This window comes from Aquirufa originis, assembly GCF_042714495.1.
In the GTDB taxonomy this organism is placed as follows: Bacteria; Bacteroidota; Bacteroidia; order Cytophagales; family Spirosomataceae; genus Aquirufa; species Aquirufa originis.
Genome location: NZ_JBBKXY010000003.1, coordinates 338,591 through 360,484, shown reverse-complemented (window position 1 = coordinate 360,484; position 21,894 = coordinate 338,591). Strand labels below are relative to the sequence as shown.

The window sequence follows — 21,894 nt, the reverse complement described above, 5'->3', positions numbered from 1 at the left end:
ACAATCGAACGTCCCTTTATTATCGGTATCACTGGAGGTAGCGCCTCAGGTAAAACCCTCTTCTTAAGCCGATTAATGGAGCAGTTCAAGACGGATGACATCTGCCTTTTATCCCAAGATAATTACTACCGTCCCATCGAGCACCAAACGAAGGATCACAACGGAATCGAGAACTTTGATCTACCAGGCGCGATCGACGACCAATCTTTTGCGGCTGATATCGAACGATTACGCAATGGCGAGGTAGTGAGTAGAGTAGAATATACCTTCAACAACACGGAGAAAGTGCCTGACATGTTGCATTTTCATCCCCGTAAAATCTTAGTGGTAGAGGGGATTTTTGTGTTTCACTTCCCGGAGGTGGCCCAGCTTTTGGACCTCAAAATCTTCATCGACGCCCAAGATAAAATCAAATTAAAGCGCAGAATCAAGCGCGACAATGAAGAGCGTGGGTACGATTTGCAAGATGTGATGTATCGCTGGAAATACCATGTGAAACCCACCTACGAGGAATATATTCGCCCGCACAAACGCAGCTGTGATATCGTGATCCCTAACAATCACCACTTCGAAAAAGGACTTGAAGTAATCGTTTCTTACTTAAAGAATCAGATCTAGGTTATAGTGTAAACCTTTGTTTTCCCGTTGTGCTCTTGCGTGTTTGATAATCAAATAGGCCACATTAATCATATTTCTTAATTCACACAAAGGCACCGTAATTTTCGATTGACGGTACAATTCTTCATGCTCTAAATAGATCAATTCTAGGCGATCATAGGCTCTTTTCAAACGGCGATCCGTCCGAACAATCCCCACGTAATTCGACATAATCGACTCTAATTCACGGGTCATCTCCGTCACTAAAACCATCTCCTCCGGATGACGCGTTCCGTCATCATTCCACGATGGAATGCCGTCTGGTAAATTTTGAGTACCATATTCAGCTACCGATTTCTCGAAAGCGCGGTGCGCATAAACGATCGCTTCTAATAGGGAATTAGAGGCCAAACGATTCGCTCCGTGCAAGCCTGTAAACGAACATTCGCCGGCAGCATAGAGATTTTCAATGTTCGTTTGGCTATATTCATTTACGATAATTCCGCCACATAAATAGTGTTGCGCGGGAACGACCGGAATCATTTCTTCCGACATATCAATCCCCAACACCTTCAAGCAATGGTTATAGATCATCGGAAAATGCTGTAAAATCTCCTCTTTAGGAATGTGACGGGTATCTAAGAAAACGTGATCCGTTCCATTCTTTTTCATCTCCGAGTCAATCGCCCTAGCCACAATATCGCGAGGAGCTAATGAAAGACGCGCATCGTACTTTTCCATAAAAGTAGAACCATCTTGGTTCTTCAATATTCCACCGTGACCACGAACGGCTTCGGAAATTAAAAAAGAAGGTTTCTTTCCTGGATTATATAAGGCCGTCGGGTGAAATTGAATGAATTCCATTCCTTGAACGAAGGCTTTGGCCCGATACGCCATCGCAATTCCGTCCCCTGTCGCAATCGTCGGATTGGTCGTCGATTGATAGACTTGACCGATTCCACCCGTCGCTAACAAGGTGGTTTTCCCTAAAAAAGTCTCAATTTTATTCGTCTTAAGATTCAATACATACACCCCAAAACACTTCTTACCTGGGGTATCCTTCGTCACTTTCTCCCCTAAATGGTGTTGGGTAATTAAGTCAACGGCAAAGTAATGGGTGAAGAAATCCACGCAGTCATACGATTTGACTTTGGCTAATAAAGCCCGTTCAATCTCATTTCCGGTGGAATCCTTGTGGTGCAAAATGCGCTTATCGGAGTGGCCACCTTCTTTGACTAAATCAAAAGACCCATCCGCTTGGCGATCAAAATCCGTACCGTAGGCAATCAATTCTTTCAAACGCTCAGGCGCCTCTTTCACTACAATTTCCACCACCTTGCGATCACTCACAAAGTCGCCGGCCACCATCGTATCATCGATATGTTTTTCAAAGGAATCCGCTGTATCCCAAACCGTTGCAATCCCACCTTGCGCGTATTTCGTGTTCGTTTCTTCGGCCACGGTCTTCGTAATCAAGGCAATTTTAATGGGGATTTGGCGTTCCTGAAAATAGTCCGCTACCTTTACCGTATAGGATAAACCAGCAATTCCAGAACCGATGACAATAAAGTCGTATGTAGGCATAGGATACAAATATGTAACGCAAATTAATCAAAAAGAGGCTTCAATCCGAAATACCCCCCAAAATGTGGACTTTATTTTGTAATTTTGCGCCATTAAAAATTATAAACCCTTAAAAATCAATTTATACCAAATGGAACAATCGCCTAACAACAATTCCAAAACCGCCCTTATTGTCTTAGCTGTGCTAACGGCAGTATTAGGAGTTTTGTACTTCCGTTCGTATCAAACGACGAAAGATCAAGCAACGCAAATCGAACAAAAAGCAACTGAATTAGCGAATACGCGCTCTTCTTTGGATTCGATTTCTACTCAATTAGATGCTAAAATCGCCGAAATCAAATCTTTAGGAGGTCAAGTAGCTGATTTAGAAGCATTGAAAGTTCAATTAGAACAAGATAAAGCGTCATTAAAGAACTCAAACCACGCTACTATTGCCTCATACGAAGCGAAAATCAAAGAATACAACGTGGTATTGTCTACGAAAGATGGAGAAATCGTTGAGTTGAAAAAGCAAAACGGAATTTTAACAGAAAGCAACCAAACATTAACGACGCAAAACACGACGTTAAACACGGAGAACTCAGGTTTAAAAACACAAAACCAAACGTTAAACGATACGCTTTCTTCTGTTAGCCAACGCAACAAAGAATTAGCGCGCAAAGTAAGCATCGCGGCTGCTTTGAAAGCTCAAAACTTGAAGGTATTAGCGGTTAACGCAAAAGGTAAAGAGACAGAACGTTCTCGTTTGAACGGTAAGAAAATCGAGAAATTGAAAGTTTTATTTAGTCTTGCAACGAACCCAATCACGAAGTTAGAAAACAAGACAGTTTACGTTCGCGTATTAGATGGCGAAGGCGCTACTTTATCTGACGAAGCAATCGGTTCTGGTCGTATCACGATCAACGGAAAAGAATTGACTTACACAGCGAAGCAATCATTTGACTATTCAAACGATGGCCAAACAGTTGCGGTAACTTACCCTCGCGGTGGCGTTGCTTACAAGCCAGGTAAATACACAGTAGAATTATATGCAGAAGGATTCCAAATCGGAACTGGCGCATTCGAGGTAAAGTAATTTCCTCCTATTATTTTTGAAAGGGGCCATCCGAAAGGGTGGCCTTTTTTATTTCTTCTTTTGCCAAAAGAAGGTATTGAAACCTTTGTTATACAGTAAGCTGGCGCCCACTGTTTGGTTAATCTGATAGGAGTTAAAGGATCCTAAGATTGTCGTCTGCACGTTGCGATTATAAGTCTTTAAGCGCAAACTACCATCTGGCTTCACAAACCATTCCAAGGCCCAATCGCCTAGTAATACTTGCGGACTCGTTTGATTTCTGGCATCTGTAAATCCACCGCTTCGCGTGATGCGCAAGCGATCATTGAAGTTATACGAGGCACGTAATTGGAGATTAGACAGGATGTCTTGGTTCAATGCACCACCGCCCAGTGACACTGAAATATCTAAATCTTTGTTGATTTTAGAGGCCAAATTACTCAACTGATTCGAAAGCATCTCTGTAAAATTCCCCATCAAATTCCCCAGCGCTAGACCGCTTCCTCCGAAAGGAGAAACCAATTGTCCAAATAACAAGAGATTACTTACCTGACGCGTTAACTCTTGGTCGTCTGTTTTGATCCGATTCGTAAAGGCAGTCACTGCACCATTCAAGGTCATATCCTTTGGATAATCCCGAATACCGATATCAAAATTCACGCTAGGCGATAACAAACGATCCTGTAAGCTAATCGTCACATCCACCGGATAGCGACGCTTAAACTCCGGCAAATTGCCTTTATTTGTCGTATCTAACAAGATGGGAAACAAGGAAGCATACTGTGTATAAATCGCCTTGATATTCACGTTCGCCTCTAATGGATCACCGGTCCAAGAGATCTTAGAACCTCGTTGAATAGCAAACTTTTTGTTGATTAAGTTTTGGAGAGTAAAGGTATAATCCCCTTGGTCGATGGCATAATCCCCCACCATTTTAAAGGCGCCTTTTTTGTCCAGATTCATCTTAATATCACCCGAACCATACATCCGCATTACATCCCCTTTTTTGGCATCAAACTGAACCTCGCCATAGGCCTCAGGCGTCAAGGCTAAACGAAGGTCGAGGGTAATCCCATCCTCCTGTAATTTTGTTGAAACTGCCTCAGCAGCTTGCTCCACATTGGTCGCAGCTATTTCACTAACAAAGCTGTAATCTTCCGCTTCGGACGCATCCTCTTCCCTATCTAAAGGAATGAATAAGCGCGTCCCTTTCTCCGATTTTAAATCAGCCGAAACGACTAAATTATCAATCGATCCAGAAACCCGCATCGGACCTGAAGCATAGCCTAACCCGTAATAAATCGAGTTCGGCTCCCGGCTCGTATTTAATAATTTATAATGATCTAAGTTCGCTTGGATGTCCAGTTCAAAGGGCTTACCTTCTGGAAACTGCAACGTGGTATTGACTAATGCTTTATTCCCTTCCGTATCTAAGACTTTCCAATTTTTAGCATAAATCTTCCGAGGGGTAAAGTTTACGGTGTCCGATACAGACAACGACGTTTTCAAATAATCAAACACGGCTCCCGCTTTCGAAAACACGATATCACCCGTGATCTCCGGTTTAGTAGGCAAGCCTCCTATGTGCAAATTGCCCGACGCAGAACCCTTCAAACCAGAGAAAACCCCTTCTGTAAAGGGCTCCAAAATCTGCAAATCCGTCTGGTTCAATTCAGCCTTCACATTTAATTTTTGCTCCTCCTCAAAAGGTTTATAAGATCCAGTCAATGATAAAACAGATTCCCCTAAACGGTTTAGGTTCAAGTTTAAATCCATCGCTTTGTCGTCCGCTAAATAGGTTCCTACACCTTGCAAATTACCGATATAAAACTTGTTCAAACGCAGCGAATCGACTAATAACCAGGAGTCCAAACGGGTATGGTGATACCAATCCTGAATCGCAATTTCTCCATTCAGTTCACCCGTCGTCTTCGTGGCAAACAAGGGTTTCAAGGTCGATAACTGGAAATGATTCGCCCGCAATTTAATGGTCTCAGTCGTGTCATTCGAAAGGCTGCCTTGCAAGGAGATGGATTGATTTTGGTTAGCAACTAACACCCGATCTGCCTTCCATTCTGGCCCTTGAATCGTAATTTTATTCGCTGGATCCATTGCCCAGTCTTGGCCTAAAATTCGGAAATAGGTATCCTTAAATTTCAGCGACAAACCCTCTTCTTCGAAGGCCCAAGCACCGGCTAAATGAGCTGAATTCTCCTCACCTTGTTGTTTAAAATCAAGTCCAAAGTTGATCCGATCTTGATCCCATAGTGCATCTAATTTGAAATTCTCCGTAGGCGTCAAGAAGTTCAATTGCTGCTTTCTAGAAGAGAAAACAAGACTAGAAGAAACCTCAGGAGCACCCAGAAATTTTGAACTTTGGAAAGAGAAAACAGACTGATAAAAATGATAGCCGCCCAAAACCAAGGTATCCGGATAAGCCTCCAAACTTACTGAAAGGGTTCTCCCTTTCGATATATTTCCGGAGAAAACCGTATTTTCTCCAATCTGAACTGTGGGAAAAAAGCGCGCTAAAATGGGATCCACCCGGTGGCAAATCACCGTGAAATCCGCCTTGTATTTTGTATCTGTTTCGTGGCGATGGGTGGCATAGTAACCCCAGCGTTCGTCTGTGCTTTTTTGGAAAAACAATGCGTACTCATTCGCTAGTTGGCCTAGTTGTGATTGCAAAAGACTCGGGGTAAACTCACCACTAATTTCCGCCGAAACTAAATCAGAAGTTAACTTGTAATGACGCTTTTGACCTGGACCATTTTCCGAAGTAAGCGTCACTAATTCCACATGCAGATCTGGCTTATTGGGTGTGCGTAAAGTGGAATTATAAAATACGGTACGCCCCTCCAAATCATCAAAGCGATCGCCCTTAAAATCCAATTCAAAATCCGTCGACAAACTCACTTGAGGATCAAATAACCGAATGTCATGGAGATTTGAATGTGCAATTTCTCCTTGCATTTGATACACAGGCTTCGAGCTGCGCAAGTCAATTAAACCGGACATCGTCGCGACTAAATTCGTGTCTTTCGAAATGACATCACCCTTGAATAACTGCTTTTGGAAGTTGCCTTTTAACGTGACTTTGTGGTAGAGGTATTGATTAAAAAAGATCTCAGATACCTTTCCATCAAAATCAATATTAGCCGATTTCTTGGCAAAACCCTTCCCCTTCAAATTCCCTTCTGCATCCAAAGTGCCTAACATGGGCTCCATTCCCAGCAGTTTACCCAACTTGAATTTCTGCAATTTGATCTTTCCGTCGTAACGCGAAAAAGCCATCGAATCCTGTAGATTCATTTTGACATCCGCCTCCACATACCCTAATCCCGTCTTTAATTTACCTGCCGTTCTAAAGTTTCTGTTATTCCCTTTGAATAGACCATCAAAAGCCACAGGCCCTAAAATAACCATATTTTCTGCAGCAGACTTCGTGATATATGGCCCTAAATCTAGCGGGTAAAACAAGGAAGATTTCATCGCAAAATCCATCTCCGTTTTGTCCACATTTGGCAAACCTTTGAAATTAAAATCCCCTCTTAAAACACTCTTCGCACCGAAGCCTAATTCAAACTTTTTCAAATCCAATTTCGCCACCGTACCTCTTAACAAACCCTTCAAACGATACATCCCTTTGTAGTCATACATCGCCTCCACAAAGCGGCCTAAATCCTCCCCTTTCACCAGCGCTCCATTAAAATCTGCCTGCATGTCCACGTCTGTAATCCAACGCGTCATCGAGCTCATATCGCGGTAATTCACCACAAATTTACGTGTCACGCGCGAATCATTAAAGCGCAAATCCAGTTGATCAAAGCGCATTTGGTGATCCGAAATCATAAACACCGTATTCAGACTTTTTACGTCAAAACCAGTCAACGGATCTTTCGTCCGCAAACCAATCGCCTGTAGTCCAAGCGTATCGTTCTTGATGTAAAAATTCTTGACTTTGGAATAAACCTTCGCTAAAGTAAAGTGCGAAATATCGAAATGACGGCGTGTCGCCTCACTTTTACGCGTATTATCATCTAACGAAAATGCCCCATCAATGACTTCCGCTTCCGGTATCGTAAAAATGGATGAAGGACCTTTTTTTACCGTCTTCACTCCACCCGTAATCCACTTTTCAAGGCGCAAAATAAACTCCTCGATGTTCATTTTACCCGTCTTCTTTTCGAATATCAAATGCACATTAGGGCGTGTCAAACGAGCATAATCCAAACTCGGTTTTCCAGGCTGCAAGAATAAATGCGTAATGCTAAAATTCACATCGAGCTGATCGATTTGGATCATTTTAGCGCCCCAAGGGTCTTTTACTTCTAAGCCTTTGATGCTGACTTCATCAAAAAACTTGACCTGGATACCCTGCATTTTGACAGGATAGCCGATCGCCTTTTCCACTTTAGGCGTTAAATAATTCGCTAATAAAGTCTGGTTAACGGGAGCTCTGAGAAGGAGAATGGTCGCAAAAATCAGCAAAAAAATCCCCAGCAATCCATAGAGGATTGTTTTGACGAAGATTTTGAGATATTTGACCATATTGCCGTATTTTTGCGCAGAATTCTATTTTTATGAAGCTACTGGCTATTGAATCTTCTTGCGATGAAACTTCGGCTGCCGTCATGGTAGACGGCGTTTTGAAGTCTAATATCATCTCGACACAACTCATCCACACGGAATGGGGTGGCGTCGTTCCCGAATTAGCCAGCAGAGCTCACCAAAAATCGATCATCCCTGTCGTGACAGAGGCCCTGCAAAAAGCAAATATAAACAAAAATGAACTGAATGCCATTGCCTTCACAAGGGGCCCTGGGCTTTTAGGAGCTTTATTAATCGGCACCTCGTTTGCGAAGTCTTTAGCCTTGAGCTTGAACATCCCTTTAATCGAGGTGAATCACATGCAGGCGCACGTGTTGGCGCATTTTATTGAGGATCCGAAGCCCTCATTCCCCTTCCTTTGCCTGACCGTTAGTGGCGGTCATACCCAATTGGTTTGGGTAAAATCGGCGCTCGATATGGAGGTGATTGGCGAAACGCAAGACGATGCCGTGGGCGAGGCTTTTGACAAAACTGCCAAACTGATCGGCTTACCTTACCCGGGTGGTCCTTTGATCGATAAGTTAGCCAAAGAAGGTAACCCCGACCGCTTCCCCTTCTCACTAGGTGAAATGCCCGGCCTCAACTTCAGTTTCTCCGGCATTAAAACCGCCATCCTCTACTTCCTCCAAAAAGAAGTCAAAAACAACCCGAATTTCATCGAAGAAAACAAAGCAGACATCTGCGCCTCCGTTCAAAAGTCCCTCATCGACATGCTCTTACGCAAAACGAAAAAGGCGATGAAGGAAATGAACTGCACCCAAATCGCCATCGCCGGTGGCGTTTCGGCTAACTCCGGTTTGCGTTCAAGACTAACTGAAATGGGTTCCGAATTAGGTTGGGAAGTTTTCATTCCAGCCTTTAGCTATTGCACCGATAACGCGGGCATGATCGCCATGGCGGGACATTTCAAAGCTGAAGCAGGGGAATTTTGTGGGCAGGATGTGAGTCCGTTGGCGAGGTACGAATTGTAATAGATTATAGAGTACAGATTATAGAGTATAGATGATTCATCTACTATCTCTACTCTATTATCTCCTCTCTTTACTCTCTACCCTTTCATCTCCTTCAACGCATTCCAAAACGCCATCTTCAGCGTCTTCTCCGCATCCGTCAGCGACGAAATGTAGCGTGGAAAGAAATAGACTAATTTGGATTCAATGGTATCGATCTCGGTGGTAGGTAATTCACCTTGCCAAACAGCCGGTTGTTGACCGATAAAGATATAGCGTTTTGCGCTCGTCTCTTTCAAGAATTCTAAGAAGCTTGGTTCTTCGTCCGATGGAGTGTAGACTGACCAATCAGCGGGACCTAAAACGAGTGGAGGTGCAGAGAAAATGAGTTTTAAACGAGCAAGTTCGGTTTCGGCGATTTGGCCTACAACGACCCAAGGAGTGGAGACTTTCGGCTTAACTGCCGCAATAGCCTCCTCCTCCAAAACGATAGCAGGGGATTCCGCTAGCTGCGCCTCTGACTTATCCTGCGGGACCCAATAGATCTCGTCGAACTTGTACAAATCAGCTACTGAAATCCCCTCCATTTTGATGATTTAAGCTAATGAACCTCTTAACACACATGCCTCGCGGTCTGGACCTGTCGAGATGAAGTTAATAGGTAGGTTCAAGTGTTTTTCTAAGAATTTGATGTAATCCGCTAGTTCAACTGGCAATTCGTTGAAATCGCGCATGCCTTCTAAGCTGCAAGCCCAACCCTTTAATGTTTCGTACACCGGTTTTACTTTGATATCGGTGATTTCGAAAGGGATTTGGTCTGTAATCGAACCGTCTGGCATTTCGTAAGCTGTACACACTTGAATCTCGTCAAAGATATTCAAGACGTCCGCCTTCATCATAATTAATTGAGTCACCCCATTAATCATCATCGCGTATTTCAAGGCTGGCAAATCGATCCAACCACAACGGCGCGGACGACCTGTCGTAGAACCGAATTCACGGCCTTCCACCCGCATACGCTCGCCTACCTCGTCTTCCAGTTCCGTAGGGAACGGACCTGAACCTACGCGAGTTGCATACGCTTTGAAGATACCGAAAACCTCACCGATGTTTTTAGGCGCTACACCTAAACCGGTACAAGCACCCGCGGTGATCGTATTGGATGAAGTAACGAATGGATAAGAACCGAAGTCCACATCTAAAAGTGAACCTTGTGCGCCCTCCGCTAGGATCGTTTTCCCTGCAGTAATAGCATGGTTCACAGAATATTCTGAATCCACTAAGTGGAACTCTTTCATGAAAGCAACGGCTTCGAAGAATTCCTTCTCAGCTGCCGCTAAATCGTATTCGAATTTATATACGTCCAAAATCGCTTTGTGGCGATCGACTAATGCCTTGTATTTGGCAGAAAAATCAGGCGAAATCATATCACCCACACGTAATCCCTGGCGAGAAATTTTATCCGTGTAAGTAGGTCCGATTCCTTTTAAAGTAGAACCGATCTTCGCATCACCTTTCGCTTTTTCGTAAGCAGCGTCTAATAAACGGTGCGTAGGCAAGATGATGGATGCTTTCTTTGAAATCTCTAAGTTCTTGCGTAAGTCTAAGTTGAAATGCGCTAAACCGTCGATCTCTTTTTTGAAGATAATGGGATCCAAAACAACGCCGTTACCGATGATGTTTTGAACTTCCTGGCGGAAAATTCCCGATGGAATTTGATGCAAAACGTGCTTAAACCCGTCGAATTCTAAGGTGTGACCCGCGTTAGGTCCACCTTGAAAACGCGCAACTACTTGATACTTGGGTGCTAGAACGTCTACGATCTTTCCTTTCCCTTCATCACCCCATTGTAAGCCTAATAATACATCAACTGCCATAATATTGTTTTATTCTTGATTTCTTGCTTGGTAATTTGCTCTGTGTTCACAGTTCTTGTTCGTACAAGAACCGTAAAAAATAAGGGAATGGTGCATTACATTGAATTGCAGCATTTCACCTACTAAACTTTGGATAGTTTGTACCCGAGGATCACAAAATTCGGTGACTTTGTGGCAATCGGTACAGATTAAATGATCGTGTTGACGACGTCCATAAGACTTCTCGAATTGTGCCTGGTTGCGTCCAAACTGGTGTTTCACCACTAAATCGCATTCCACTAACACATCGAGCGTATTGTAAACGGTAGCCCTAGAGACTTGGTATTTCTTGTTTTTCATGGAGATATATAACTCCTCCACATCAAAGTGATCGTCCCGTAAATAGATCTCTTCCAGGATCGCAAAGCGCTCCGGAGTCTTCCGCAAACCCTTGTTTTCTAGGTAGGCAGTGAAGATCTTTTTTACTGAATCTAGTTTATCTAATTCTTGGGACATTTATGGAAAAAAAACGACGTAAAATAAGCAAAAATAAAGGACAAAAACTAAGAAACTTTTCGCTCCACTTCAATTACGCCCGGAACTTGTTCCATTTCTGCGCTTAAGCTATCGAGGTGATCGGTGTCTTGTACCATCAGTGATATTTGACCTTCAAATAATCCATCTTTCACCCCAATGTTCAAGGCGGTAATGTTCACTTGCAACTTCTCTGATATCAAGCGCGTTACATCATTCACCAATCCCACACGGTCAATTCCACGAATCACCAAGTCCACGACAAATGACATCGCAATTTGAGACGTCCACTGTGCCTTAATCACCCGATCTCCATGACGAGAAAGCAATTCTGGCGAGTTAGGGCAAGCGGCCCGGTGAATTTTGATTCCCTCATTAATGGTCACAAAACCAAATACCTCATCGCCTGAAATGGGGTTACAACACTTCGCTAAGGTATAATCCACCTTATCCATATCTTCACCGATCAGCAGGGTATCAGACTCCTTGCGCTCCTTGTGGTATTGCTGCATCTCCTTTCTAAAGGATTTGCTATCCACGATGGGCGCTTGAATCGATTTCTCCGCCTGCTTTCTTTCGTGTAATTCCCGATCCAATTTCCAGTGCTTGAGCTGGTCGATGTTGATGTAGGTTTTGCCAAAACGATAGAACAAATCATTCGCGTCTTTGGCATTAAAATAAGCCCGCAACTGGTTCGTAATTTCTAAAGTCAATAAAGGATAACCCAAATGTTTCAGGCGGTGCTCGATCAAATCGCGCCCCTTAATGATATGTGATTTATTCTCTTCTTTGATGAAGTCCTTGATGCGTGCTTTCGCCTTTGTCGTAAATACGATGCGCAACCAATCTTCAGACGGCTTTTGCTTCGAAGAGGTTAGGATTTCGATCTGATCTCCATTCTGTAATTTATGGGATAAGGGAACGAGTTTTCCGCCTACTTTGGCCCCAATACAACGCGCACCCACCTCCGAGTGAATCTCGAAAGCAAAGTCTAACGCCGTGGCACCGGATTGCAAGACGATCAACTTTCCTTTTGGGCTAAAGACAAAAACTTCCTCATGGTAAAGCGAGTTCTTAATGTCCTCCACTAATTCCACTGCAGATTGGCTCTTGTCGTTTGCTTCGATAGCTTCACGCACCTGCGAAAGCCAAGACTCAAACGCCTCACTCGTCCGCGTGTCCGTTCCTTTGTACTTGAAGTGTGCCGCCACCCCTTTCTCCGCAATCTCGTCCATGCGTTTCGAACGAATCTGCACCTCCACCCAGCGGCCCTCTTTATCGTGTGCAAAAGGCATACTCATCACGGTCGTATGAAGAGACTCGTAACCATTCGATTTAGGGGTAGAAACCCAGTCTTTCAAACGACTCGGATTAGGGCGGTAATGATCCGTTACCACGGAATACACTTCCCAACAGTCTGATTTTTCGCGTTCTATGGGCACGTCTAAAACGACACGCACCGCAAAAAGATCGTATATTTTCTCAAAAGGCGTGTTTCCTTTTTTGATTTTATTGTAAATAGAAAAGATGGATTTAGGGCGGCCTTTGATGGTATAATTCAATCCACGCTCGTCCAAAGTTTTCTTGATCGGCTTAATGAAATTTTCCACGAAACCTTCTCTGCTTCGCTTATTTTCCATCAACTTATCCGCAATTTCCTTGTAGGCTTCCGGCTCCGTATGTTTTAATCCTAAGTCTTCTAACTCGGATTTTATTGCATTCAGACCCAAACGATGGGCCAAAGGCGCATACAAATAAATGGTCTCCGAAGCGATCTTCATCTGCTTCTCTTTCGCCATACTCGCTAGCGTCCGCATGTTGTGCAAACGGTCCGCTAGTTTAATCAAGATCACGCGAATATCATCCGAAAGCGTCAATAACATCTTCCTGAAATTCTCCGCCTGTTGCGAAGTTCCGTATTCGAAGGTGCCGGCAATTTTCGTCAGGCCATCGATGATCGAAGCGATTTTCGGATTAAATTGTTTTTCAATATCGGCCAAAGTCGTATCCGTATCCTCCACCACATCATGTAATAAAGCGGAAATTATCGACGTAGTTCCTAAACCAATTTCCTCTACGCAGATTTGAGCGACAGCTAAAGGATGGTAGATGTAAGGTTCGCCGGATTTGCGGCGCATTTCCTTGTGCGCCTCCGCCGAAATCAAGAAGGCTTTCTTGATTTGCTTCGCGTCATCGTCCTTTAAAAAAGGCTTAGCCGTCCGCAATAATTTGCGGTAGCGTTTCAAAATCTCTAAACGTTCCTTTTCTAAATCTATCTGCATCTTAATCTTGCTGAATTAGGGCCACGGCCATCGCCGAGATTCCTTCTGCTCTTCCTACAAATCCTAATCCTTCGGAGGTGGTTGCTTTGACCGAAATTTGGTCCACATCCACTCCCATCACTAAGGCTAAATTATCTTTAATCGCTGGAATAATTGGGTTCAGTTTCGGTTGATCTAAGATCACCGTCACATCCGCATTCGCTAATTCCCAGCCTGCCTCGCGGATCATCTCCATCACTTTTTTCAATAAAAGCGTCGAAGCAACTCCCTTCCACATCGGGTCCTTGTCCGAAAAATGGTACCCAATATTGCGCATATTCGCGGCTCCTAACAAGGCGTCACACAATACGTGACAAACCACATCCGCGTCTGAATGACCTAAAGGCCCTTTCTCCGACGGAATCTCCACACCACCCAGTATACAAGGACGTCCTTCTACCCAGCGATGCACATCGTACCCTTGTCCTACGCGAATTTTCATTTGGCTATTTTTTTATACTTTAAGGTATTCGATTTCCCTTGGATAAACAAGCGCTGAGCCCATTTTTCCAAATCTTGCGTTTGCACTTCTGCGATCTTTTCCGCCTCGGTATTGACTAAATTCGCATCGCCCGCATTCGCGGCCATGGCTAAATTCATCGCCCGATTCAGCACTTCCACTTCCCCAAAAACCAAACTCGCCTCCGATTGGTTCTTCACCATCTGCAAGTCTTTTTCGGCGATTTTCGAAGTCGCAAAATCCTGTATCGCCTTCTCTAAAGCAACTTCGGCCTCCTCGATCGTCACGTCATCACTCACCTGACCCTGAATAATCAATAAGCCAGGATCGATGGAACTGGTTTGATAAGTCCCAATCGTATCGAAAATACGCTGCTTTTGCACTAAATGCTCATACAAATAAGAAGATTCGCCTCTACCTAATAGATCCGCCATCAAATCAATCGCGTGGTAACCTGGTTCATAGCGGCCAATTACCGGATAGGCCTTGTACAAGCGATTCGCCGGCACATCCGCTTCGATTTCCATCGCCCGATCTTCCGTTTGAACTGGCTCTTGCGGCAGATTGCGCTGTGGTTTAACGCCTGCGGGGATAGGTTCGAACCATTTTTCTGCCAAAGCTTTCACCTCCGCTACTTTCACTTTACCTGCAACAACTAATACGGCATTAGAGGGCACGTAGTGCTTTTGGAAAAAAGCCTTCACATCACTCATCTGCGCCTCCTCGATATGCTGAATGCCTGCACCAATCGTGGGCCAGCGGTAGGGATGCTTGTTGTAAATCAAGGGTCTAAACTTCAACCACACATCCCCATAAGGCTGATTCAAATAACGTTGCTTGAATTCCTCGATGACGACTTTGCGCTGTGTTTCGAGGCTTTGCGTGTTAAACGCTAATTGCTTTATCCGATCCGACTCGAGCCAAAAAGCGGTTTCGATGTTTTGGGCCGGAACAGATATATAGTAATTCGTTAAATCTGGGGTGGTAAAGGCATTGTTCTCGCCGCCTACTTTTTGCAAGGGCGTATCGAAGGACGGAATGTTTTCAGATCCGCCGAACATCAAATGCTCAAACAAATGCGCAAAACCCGTCAAGTTTTCGTCCTCATCCCGGGAACCTACATTGTAGATCACATCTACCACCGCCTTCGTCGTGTCCGGATCTTCGTGCACAATGACTTTAAGGCCGTTAGCGAGGGTAAATTCTTCGAATGAAATCATGTCTTAGGGTTTATAAACAAAAGTAAAAAAATCGACCCAAAAACCACAGAGCTTAACTAAATTTGCAGGCTAAACATTTCACATGATTCGGGTTGCACTCTTACTTTTCCTTTTTCTTTCACTGAGATCGCAGGCCCAAATCCTACAAGATCCCACGGCTAAAGCTCAGATCACCGCTGGACTGACGAATTTATACCAATACGATTTCAAAGAATCCACGGCTATTTTCAATAGTCTCAAAGCCAAATACCCGCGTCATCCAGCCCCCTATTTATTGCTGGCGATGCAGTGGGAACAGCAATACTTTCCGTTAAAGGATCACCCTGCTCAAGGAAAAAACTATTTAGCTCACCTAGAAAAAGCATTTGAATTAGGAAAAGAGATGGCTGAGCGAGATGAGAATGATTTAGAAGCCTCTTTTTTTTGTACGGCTTCCCTTGGATTTCTGGCCGCCTATGAGGCAGATCAACACAACTTCATGCGTGTGGTCTCTTATGCTAAACAGGCTTATAGCTTTTTAAAAATTGGGCTTAAAAACACCGACAAACAACCCGAATTCCTGTATTCCACCGGGATGTATAATTATTACAGCGTCGCCTATCCAGAATTACACCCAGTCTTAAAACCATTTATGTTCTTGTTTCAAGATGGGAACAAACGGGTGGGATTGACTCAACTAGAAGCTGGCACTCGAAAAACCACCTTTGTTAAGAATGAATGTCTGTTCTATATGGGGTACGTGCAGAATAAATACGAGGGGAATCCTTTACGGGCTTTGGCCTATAACCAAATCCTCAGTGACAACTTCCCTAATAACCACTGGTATCTATTGCAAAGAGCTGAATTGCTGACGTTGACCGGAAAATTCGAAGAAGCGGAACCCTTCATTGAAAAAATGGAAGCGCTAAAAACGCCCTATTACACCGGCGCAGCTTATACGCTACGCGGAATGCGGGAAGAAGTAGAACGAAAAGATTTGAATAAGGCGGAGTTTTGGTATACAAAGTCTATCGCCTTCCCTTTTGAAGAGCGACTGACCAAAGACATACGAGGACTCGCCTATTTAGGTCTAACTCGCATTGCGTACCGCGAAAAGAAGCCTCATTTATTTAGAAAATACCTTCGTATCTCTGAAGATTTTATTGAATACAAAAATTCATTAATCGAACACAAACGACTATCCCATGGAAAGTAGAGAAGCTGGAATTGAACGCCTATATCCTAAAATCACGGGCCGCATGTCCGCGCGCTACTACTACCTGATCCAGTTGCGCAAGCAATTAGAACGCGTCATTGCCTTGTATGTCCGGAATTCTCCGCATCAATTGTTAGCGGATTATGGTTGTGGTAACAAACCCTACGAGCCACTTTTCACTCCTTTTGTGGAACAATATATCGGATTGGATTTAGCCTATAATACCAAAGCCGATGTGGTCGTAGACCCAGCTGGCATTATCGACATGCCTGAGGAAAGTGTGGGATTCGTTTTATCTACGCAAGTATTGGAACACGTAGAAGACCCGAAGGCCTATTTGAAAGAGGCGCATCGCATCTTAGAAAAAGAGGGCAAATTGATATTATCTACCCATGGCTATTGGATGTTTCACCCGGATCCGACGGATTTTTGGCGCTGGACTTCGACGGGCCTTCAGAAAATAGTACGCGAAGCGGGATTTGAGGTAGTTTATTTCGAGGGAATTTTAGGGCGCTCCGCGATGGGATTGCAATTATTCCAAGATGGCTTGTTGTTCAAATTGCCTAAGCCGCTACGTTTTTTATTGTCTTTAGTGCTGCAGCCTTTGATCATCTTTTTCGATAAGATTATCACGGCTAAATCGCGTAACGAGGATGCCTGCACTTTTGTGCTCGTGGCTAAGAAAGTCTAGCTTTTTCGTAAGTGATGGTGGCTTCTAAGGCTTGATCGAAGGAGGTAATATCCCAGTTCATTTTCGCCGCTAATTTCGAAGTATCTAAACAGATTCTCTGCACATCCGTCAGCTTCGCGTCTTTGTATTCGACTTGAAATGCGGGTAATTTCGCTTGAATGCGCTGAATAATGGTATTTAAGCTGAGTGATTCGCCTGAACCCACATTGATCGTTTCATTTTTTACACCTGCCTTGATCAAACCATCGATGGCTTGACCGATGTCAGCGGCGTAGATATAATCTTTGGCCTGCGAACCATCTCCCCAAACCGTCATCACCTCTCCTTTCAACGCCTTGCGAACGGCAATATTGATCACGCCCTGTTTAGGCGAGCGATGAAACTCCCCGAATGGATTCGACAAGCGCAAAATCAAGTAGTCGATCTGGTATAATTTCGCATATAATTCAATGTAATGCTCCACGGCTAGCTTGATAATTCCGTAAGATGAAATAGGCTTGCAGGGATAATCTTCTTTCACTTTTTCTTCCGTCACATTCCCGTAAACCGCCCCGCCGGTGGATAAATAAAGTAATTTTGACACCTGGTGCTTCTTCATCATCTCCATCAAACCGATGGTGGGCAACAAGTTAGACTCGATGTCTTGGCGAATGTTTTCGGATGAAATCGCAGGAATAATGGAAGAGGCAAAATGAAATACGCGATCAAAATGATGGGCACTAAATAAGTCGTCCAAAGCTGTCGCATCCGCATAATCCCCCACCACAAAAGTCACGAAAGAGGGAAATTCAACGCCAGCCGGTTTTTCGTGCGCGAAAACTACGACCTCGCTATCTGCACCGTGTTGCTGCAAATAAGCCAGCCAATTCAAGCCCAAAAAACCACTTCCTCCAACGACTAAATTTTTCTCCATGACGCGTATTTGCTGTAAAAATAGCCGAAAAATTTAGCTAATTTCGGTTTTGCATTAAAAATCAGCCCTGAATGCGTTTAATCATTGCCCGTTCTAATTTCTTTTCGTACTCCGAGACCTTTATCGAAGAGCAAATCAATCAATTAGAACCCATTCACGTCCTATACGAGGGCTGGCAACCGAGCCGATTAAAGGCAGGAGGATCCATCTATTCTTTTCCTTTTTCGATTCTTGCCGTTAGAGGTGTTTTACGCCGCATCATTCCTGGACTTTATCAAAAGATTTATACCCATTACCTTAGACGCTTTTTACGCGTCCATAAAGCAGACGCCTTCTTAGCGAATTACGGTCCTTTAGGCACAAATATCTACGAAGCTTGTTTGGCAGAAGGTATTCCTTATTCCGTTGTCTTTTTAGGCTTCGATGCAGCAGAGAAAAAGACGCTGGAGACTTATGGTGCGCGCTATGCGCTCAGTTTACCGCGCGCGAAAGCCATCATTTGTGTGGCTGAATCCATGCGAGCAACCCTAGAAGAAATCGCAGGTCCTTTACCGAATTTACATGTCATTCCTTGTGGTGTCGATACGTCTAGGTTCATCCCTGGTACTCCGAAAGATGGATTCAACGTTATTTCAGTAGCCCGTTTTGCAGAGAAAAAAGGATCCTTGAAAAGCATTCAAGCCTTTGAAATGTTGTTGCGTGATTTCCCTGATTCGCAATTACGCATGGTAGGTGATGGACCTCTTTGGGAAGAGGCGAAAGAATATGTTTCCGCACACGGATTGTCTGAAAGCATCCATTTCTTAGGGGCTATGGGTCAATCCGACTACTTGCCCTTGTTACAGGAATCTAACGTCTTCGTTCAGCATTCGGTCTTAACACCTAGTGGGGATTCCGAGGGAACGCCGGTGGCTATTTTAGAAGCCTCCGCTTGCGGATTAGCTATCTGTTCTACTAGACACGCTGGCATTCCGGATGCGGTCATCGAGGGGAAAACGGGACTTTTGGTAGATGAACATGATGTGGAGGGAATGGCTTCTGCGTTGAAAGAACTAGCTACAGATTCCGCGACGACGCGTGCCTATGGTGTCGCTGCACGCAAACACATGGAGGAAGCTTATGACGTGGTAAAGCTTTCCGCGAAAATCAAAGGTCTTCTCATATAAAGAATGCCCCGCAAAATCGTATTTTTGTAAATTACATTCAAAACAAGGCATGGGGATCGTCATTCGACAAAGTTTAAAGGGTTCAATCGTTACCTATTTGGGTACGGCGATCGGGACTTTTAACGTGATCTTCCTCTACAATAAGTTTCTTTCGCAGGAGCAGGTGGGCTTAATTGCCGGTGCTTTGGTTAGCATTCCCCTTATTTTTGCCTCTTTTACGCAGCTAGGAATTCCCCATATTGCGGTGCGTTTTTTCCCGCATTTCGATGATCCGGCAAATGGCCATAAAGGATTTTTCACCTTTCTGCTCGTCGCACCGCTGTTTGGTTTAGCGCTTTTTGTGTTGGGCTATTTAGCTTTAAAACCGCTGTTTTTTGAGGTATATAGTGCGAATTCACCCTTATTGCCGCAGTATTTCTACTACATTATTCCGCTGACGGCCAGTTACCTCTATATGAGTGTGTTAGAAGCCTATGCACGTGTTCATTTACGTATTGTGGTACCAGCGATTATTCGGGAATTGTATTTACGGGTTTCAAATGGGGTTTTAGTGATTGCGTTTGCTCTCGGCTATTTGACATTTAATCAATTGATTTTAGCGATTACGCTTTCCTATGTAGTCGCTGTAGCGGGTTTATTAGCCTACATTAAGCAGCTGAAGCGCTTTTATACGAAGGTAGATTTTTCCTTTTTACGCACACCGGTTTTCAAAGAAATGCTTTCGTATGGTGGCTGGGTGATTTTAGCGGGGGCGAGTTTTACCCTCATTCAACACATCGAAAAGATCATGTTGCCGGCCTATATGGGCGGATTGAGCACGACGGCGATTTTTGACATTAATTCCCGGATGGCGATTATGATTTCGATCCCTCGGAATGTGATTGCGGCGATTGCGGCGCCCATTTTAGCGCAGGCTTGGAGCCGAAATGATCGCGACAATATTCAGGATATTTACCAAAAATCCTCCCTGAATCTCCTCCTCATCGGCTGCGTTTTATTCCTGTTGATCTGGTGTAATTTGGACTTCATCTACACCATCATCCCTCGCCACGAAATCTATGAGGCAGGACGCTGGGTAGTTCTAATGGTGGGCTTAAGCAAGATCATCGATATGGGAACGGGCCTGAATTCAGAGGTATTGATTAACTCCAAATACTACCGTTACGACCTCATTTTCTACATCATTCTCGCGGTAGGTTTAGTGGTTGGTAATTTGATTCTGATTCCTATTTATTCGTATAACGGTGCGGCTTTAGCTTCCCTATTGGCTTTGGCGGGCTATAATGTATTGAAATTTGGCTTCATCTGGTGGAAACTAGACTTGCAACCGTTTGATTTTAGATCACTGGGGATCCTGATCGTTAGTGTATTAATCTACCTTGTTGTTTCCCAAATCCCGGTCATCGAAGGCAGCCCTTTGATTGCCTGGTTACTCAATGTGGGAATTCGAAGTGCAGCGATAGGTGGATTATTTATCCTAGCCGTCACGAAATTTAAGCTATCTCCTGACATCAGCGAGCTAGTTACTAATTGGTTTAAGAAATGAAAATAATGTCCCTGGCCGGTGGCCTGCCTCACTATTACAACCTAGTCCTAAACAAATTGCAACGCGATTATGGGGTGGAGGTTTGCGTGGTGGTGCCCACAGAAAAAGGGGCAACGCTGGGCGCTGGGGTATATACGTCGGACAAAGGCATCGAATTCAAGGTCTTTCGTCGTGAGGAATACACGACCTATTATGGAAAGAAGTTTTTCCGCGGGTTGAAAGAATTGATTTTGGCAGAAAAACCAGACGTCTTAATGGTCAACTGGCCCTACCAAGCCTCTTTTGTCTTTTATCCTGGCTGGTACCGCTTTCTGCGCAAAAACAATGTGGCGATTATTTCCAAAGAGATTCCTTTCCAAGTACCCCATTATGACAACGCCATCTCCTATTATTTACAAGGTGGCGGCGTAACCGAAAACAACCAAGCGCACCAGTCGAATCCCTCGCTTTTAGCGCGTTTAAAATTCTTCATCGTGCGCGAAACGAGAAAGCGTTTCTCTAATCTGGTAGACGCCCACATCAATTATTTAGATGAGGCGGTTGCTTTACACAGAAGCTATGACGTTCCAGCTGAGAAGGTATTTATCACGGCAAACTCACCGGATACAGATGCACTTTTAGCCACAGCTAACGAGTTGAAAGACGTTGCCGCCAATCCATTCCGACTCTTGCATATCGGACGTCTAGTCAAATGGAAACAAGTCGATTTATTGATCGAAGCGACTATCGCATTACGTGCGAAATACCCGCAGACCGAATTAAGTATTGTAGGTGACGGGCCGGAGCTCGAAGCTTTAAAAGCGCAGGCTTCAGGACATGATTTCATCCAGTTTCATGGCGGTATTTATGACCCAAAAGAACTAGGCAAAATCACCTGCGAATCGGGAATCTATGTCTTAGCCGGCATGGGTGGATTGTCTATTAATGAGGCGATGTGTTTCTCGAAACCCGTCGTATGTTCCGTGGCAGATGGCACCGAAAAACGCTTAGTGCGGGAAGGATATAATGGACATTACTTTGAATCGGGTTCATTAGAAAGTCTGCAGGAGGTAATTGAAAAATTATTCGCTCAACCAGAAAACATTGCCTTGATGGGACAACGTTCAAGAGAGATTATTGAGAAGGAGATTAATATTCATTCGGTGCTGGGGAATTATATGGAGGCGTTTCAGTGGGCAGTGGGCAGTCGCTAGCCG

Annotated in this window: 17 protein-coding genes; 8 read left to right on the top strand and 9 right to left on the bottom strand. The window is 44.2% G+C overall.

Annotated elements, in window-relative coordinates; all coding sequences use genetic code 11:
• Window positions 1-3 precede the first annotated feature (3 nt).
• Entirely contained in the window at window positions 4-618 is a 615-nt protein-coding gene (gene udk, locus SKC35_RS09990; RefSeq protein WP_377979470.1) for a uridine kinase, read from the top strand.
• On the opposite strand, the gene nadB is transcribed toward udk, so the two are convergent.
• On the bottom strand, window positions 601-2,181 hold the full coding sequence (nadB, locus tag SKC35_RS09985; RefSeq protein WP_377979233.1) for an L-aspartate oxidase: 1,581 nt from the start codon (window positions 2,179-2,181) through the stop codon (window positions 601-603). The genes udk and nadB overlap by 18 nt on opposite strands.
• Before the next feature lie 130 nt (window positions 2,182-2,311).
• Here nadB and SKC35_RS09980 point away from each other — a divergent pair, with 130 nt between their 5' ends.
• Window positions 2,312-3,256, top strand: coding sequence for a hypothetical protein (locus SKC35_RS09980; RefSeq protein ID WP_377979232.1), 945 nt, complete (start codon window positions 2,312-2,314; stop codon window positions 3,254-3,256).
• A gap of 48 nt (window positions 3,257-3,304) precedes the next feature.
• Here the strand turns inward: SKC35_RS09980 and SKC35_RS09975 are convergent, their stop codons facing one another.
• The gene (locus SKC35_RS09975; RefSeq protein ID WP_377979231.1) at window positions 3,305-7,786 is read right to left on the bottom strand and encodes a translocation/assembly module TamB domain-containing protein; all 4,482 of its coding nucleotides are present in this window, start codon (window positions 7,784-7,786) and stop codon (window positions 3,305-3,307) included.
• A gap of 32 nt (window positions 7,787-7,818) precedes the next feature.
• Here SKC35_RS09975 and tsaD point away from each other — a divergent pair, with 32 nt between their 5' ends.
• Complete coding sequence (gene tsaD, locus SKC35_RS09970; RefSeq protein WP_377979230.1) at window positions 7,819-8,817, top strand: tRNA (adenosine(37)-N6)-threonylcarbamoyltransferase complex transferase subunit TsaD; 999 nt, start codon at window positions 7,819-7,821, stop codon at window positions 8,815-8,817.
• Between the two features lie 77 nt (window positions 8,818-8,894).
• On the opposite strand, the gene SKC35_RS09965 is transcribed toward tsaD, so the two are convergent.
• Genes SKC35_RS09965 through SKC35_RS09940 form a run of 6 tightly spaced genes read right to left on the bottom strand, consistent with a single transcriptional unit; the run spans window position 8,895 to window position 15,187 of the window.
• The gene (locus SKC35_RS09965; RefSeq protein ID WP_377979229.1) at window positions 8,895-9,383 is read right to left on the bottom strand and encodes a hypothetical protein; all 489 of its coding nucleotides are present in this window, start codon (window positions 9,381-9,383) and stop codon (window positions 8,895-8,897) included.
• A 9-nt stretch (window positions 9,384-9,392) separates the two neighbouring features.
• Entirely contained in the window at window positions 9,393-10,673 is a 1,281-nt protein-coding gene (locus tag SKC35_RS09960; protein ID WP_377979228.1) for an adenylosuccinate synthase, read from the bottom strand.
• A gap of 9 nt (window positions 10,674-10,682) precedes the next feature.
• Entirely contained in the window at window positions 10,683-11,168 is a 486-nt protein-coding gene (locus tag SKC35_RS09955) for a Fur family transcriptional regulator (protein ID WP_130895069.1), read from the bottom strand.
• A gap of 47 nt (window positions 11,169-11,215) precedes the next feature.
• Window positions 11,216-13,468 (bottom strand): RelA/SpoT family protein, encoded by a 2,253-nt coding sequence (locus SKC35_RS09950; RefSeq protein WP_377979227.1) that lies wholly within the window; start codon window positions 13,466-13,468, stop codon window positions 11,216-11,218.
• A 1-nt stretch (window position 13,469) separates the two neighbouring features.
• Entirely contained in the window at window positions 13,470-13,949 is a 480-nt protein-coding gene (gene ispF, locus SKC35_RS09945; RefSeq protein ID WP_377979226.1) for a 2-C-methyl-D-erythritol 2,4-cyclodiphosphate synthase, read from the bottom strand.
• The gene (locus SKC35_RS09940; protein WP_377979225.1) at window positions 13,946-15,187 is read right to left on the bottom strand and encodes a M16 family metallopeptidase; all 1,242 of its coding nucleotides are present in this window, start codon (window positions 15,185-15,187) and stop codon (window positions 13,946-13,948) included. The genes ispF and SKC35_RS09940 overlap by 4 nt, the downstream gene beginning before the upstream one ends.
• A gap of 82 nt (window positions 15,188-15,269) precedes the next feature.
• Here SKC35_RS09940 and SKC35_RS09935 point away from each other — a divergent pair, with 82 nt between their 5' ends.
• Together SKC35_RS09935 and SKC35_RS09930 are read left to right on the top strand one after the other, a co-directional pair.
• Window positions 15,270-16,382 (top strand): hypothetical protein, encoded by a 1,113-nt coding sequence (locus tag SKC35_RS09935; protein WP_377979224.1) that lies wholly within the window; start codon window positions 15,270-15,272, stop codon window positions 16,380-16,382.
• Window positions 16,372-17,073: a class I SAM-dependent methyltransferase gene (locus SKC35_RS09930; RefSeq protein ID WP_269001521.1), complete on the top strand. Its 702-nt coding sequence runs from the start codon at window positions 16,372-16,374 to the stop codon at window positions 17,071-17,073. The genes SKC35_RS09935 and SKC35_RS09930 overlap by 11 nt, the downstream gene beginning before the upstream one ends.
• Here SKC35_RS09930 and SKC35_RS09925 read toward each other — a convergent pair.
• Window positions 17,060-17,986 carry an NAD-dependent epimerase/dehydratase family protein gene (locus SKC35_RS09925; RefSeq protein WP_377979223.1) on the bottom strand — a complete coding sequence of 309 codons (927 nt, stop codon included), beginning with the start codon at window positions 17,984-17,986 and terminating at the stop codon, window positions 17,060-17,062. The two genes, SKC35_RS09930 and SKC35_RS09925, sit on opposite strands and share 14 nt — an antisense overlap.
• 71 nt (window positions 17,987-18,057) lie before the next feature.
• On the opposite strand from SKC35_RS09925, the gene SKC35_RS09920 reads away from it, so the two are divergent.
• From SKC35_RS09920 to SKC35_RS09910, 3 genes are read left to right on the top strand one after another with little or no spacing between them, the layout of a single operon-like run.
• Window positions 18,058-19,152, top strand: a complete 1,095-nt coding sequence (locus SKC35_RS09920; RefSeq protein WP_377979222.1) for a glycosyltransferase — start codon at window positions 18,058-18,060, stop codon at window positions 19,150-19,152.
• Window positions 19,153-19,201: 49 nt separating this feature from the next.
• On the top strand, window positions 19,202-20,698 hold the full coding sequence (locus SKC35_RS09915) for a lipopolysaccharide biosynthesis protein (protein WP_377979221.1): 1,497 nt from the start codon (window positions 19,202-19,204) through the stop codon (window positions 20,696-20,698).
• Complete coding sequence (locus SKC35_RS09910) at window positions 20,695-21,891, top strand: glycosyltransferase family 4 protein (protein WP_377979220.1); 1,197 nt, start codon at window positions 20,695-20,697, stop codon at window positions 21,889-21,891. Before SKC35_RS09915 ends, SKC35_RS09910 begins: the two co-directional genes overlap by 4 nt.
• The last annotated feature ends 3 nt before the right edge of the window (window positions 21,892-21,894 follow it).

Bases quoted from the DNA above. Each gene is read 5' to 3' on its own strand.
- nadB (WP_377979233.1), bottom strand. From the start codon at position 2,181: ATGCCTACATACGACTTTATTGTCATCGGTTCTGGAATTGCTGGTTTA.
- SKC35_RS09980 (WP_377979232.1), top strand. From the start codon at position 2,312: ATGGAACAATCGCCTAACAACAATTCCAAAACCGCCCTTATTGTCTTA.
- SKC35_RS09975 (WP_377979231.1), bottom strand. From the start codon at position 7,786: ATGGTCAAATATCTCAAAATCTTCGTCAAAACAATCCTCTATGGATTG.
- tsaD (WP_377979230.1), top strand. From the start codon at position 7,819: ATGAAGCTACTGGCTATTGAATCTTCTTGCGATGAAACTTCGGCTGCC.
- SKC35_RS09965 (WP_377979229.1), bottom strand. From the start codon at position 9,383: ATGGAGGGGATTTCAGTAGCTGATTTGTACAAGTTCGACGAGATCTAT.
- SKC35_RS09960 (WP_377979228.1), bottom strand. From the start codon at position 10,673: ATGGCAGTTGATGTATTATTAGGCTTACAATGGGGTGATGAAGGGAAA.
- SKC35_RS09955 (WP_130895069.1), bottom strand. From the start codon at position 11,168: ATGTCCCAAGAATTAGATAAACTAGATTCAGTAAAAAAGATCTTCACT.
- SKC35_RS09950 (WP_377979227.1), bottom strand. From the start codon at position 13,468: ATGCAGATAGATTTAGAAAAGGAACGTTTAGAGATTTTGAAACGCTAC.
- ispF (WP_377979226.1), bottom strand. From the start codon at position 13,949: ATGAAAATTCGCGTAGGACAAGGGTACGATGTGCATCGCTGGGTAGAA.
- SKC35_RS09940 (WP_377979225.1), bottom strand. From the start codon at position 15,187: ATGATTTCATTCGAAGAATTTACCCTCGCTAACGGCCTTAAAGTCATT.
- SKC35_RS09935 (WP_377979224.1), top strand. From the start codon at position 15,270: ATGATTCGGGTTGCACTCTTACTTTTCCTTTTTCTTTCACTGAGATCG.
- SKC35_RS09930 (WP_269001521.1), top strand. From the start codon at position 16,372: ATGGAAAGTAGAGAAGCTGGAATTGAACGCCTATATCCTAAAATCACG.
- SKC35_RS09925 (WP_377979223.1), bottom strand. From the start codon at position 17,986: ATGGAGAAAAATTTAGTCGTTGGAGGAAGTGGTTTTTTGGGCTTGAAT.
- SKC35_RS09920 (WP_377979222.1), top strand. From the start codon at position 18,058: ATGCGTTTAATCATTGCCCGTTCTAATTTCTTTTCGTACTCCGAGACC.
- SKC35_RS09915 (WP_377979221.1), top strand. From the start codon at position 19,202: ATGGGGATCGTCATTCGACAAAGTTTAAAGGGTTCAATCGTTACCTAT.
- SKC35_RS09910 (WP_377979220.1), top strand. From the start codon at position 20,695: ATGAAAATAATGTCCCTGGCCGGTGGCCTGCCTCACTATTACAACCTA.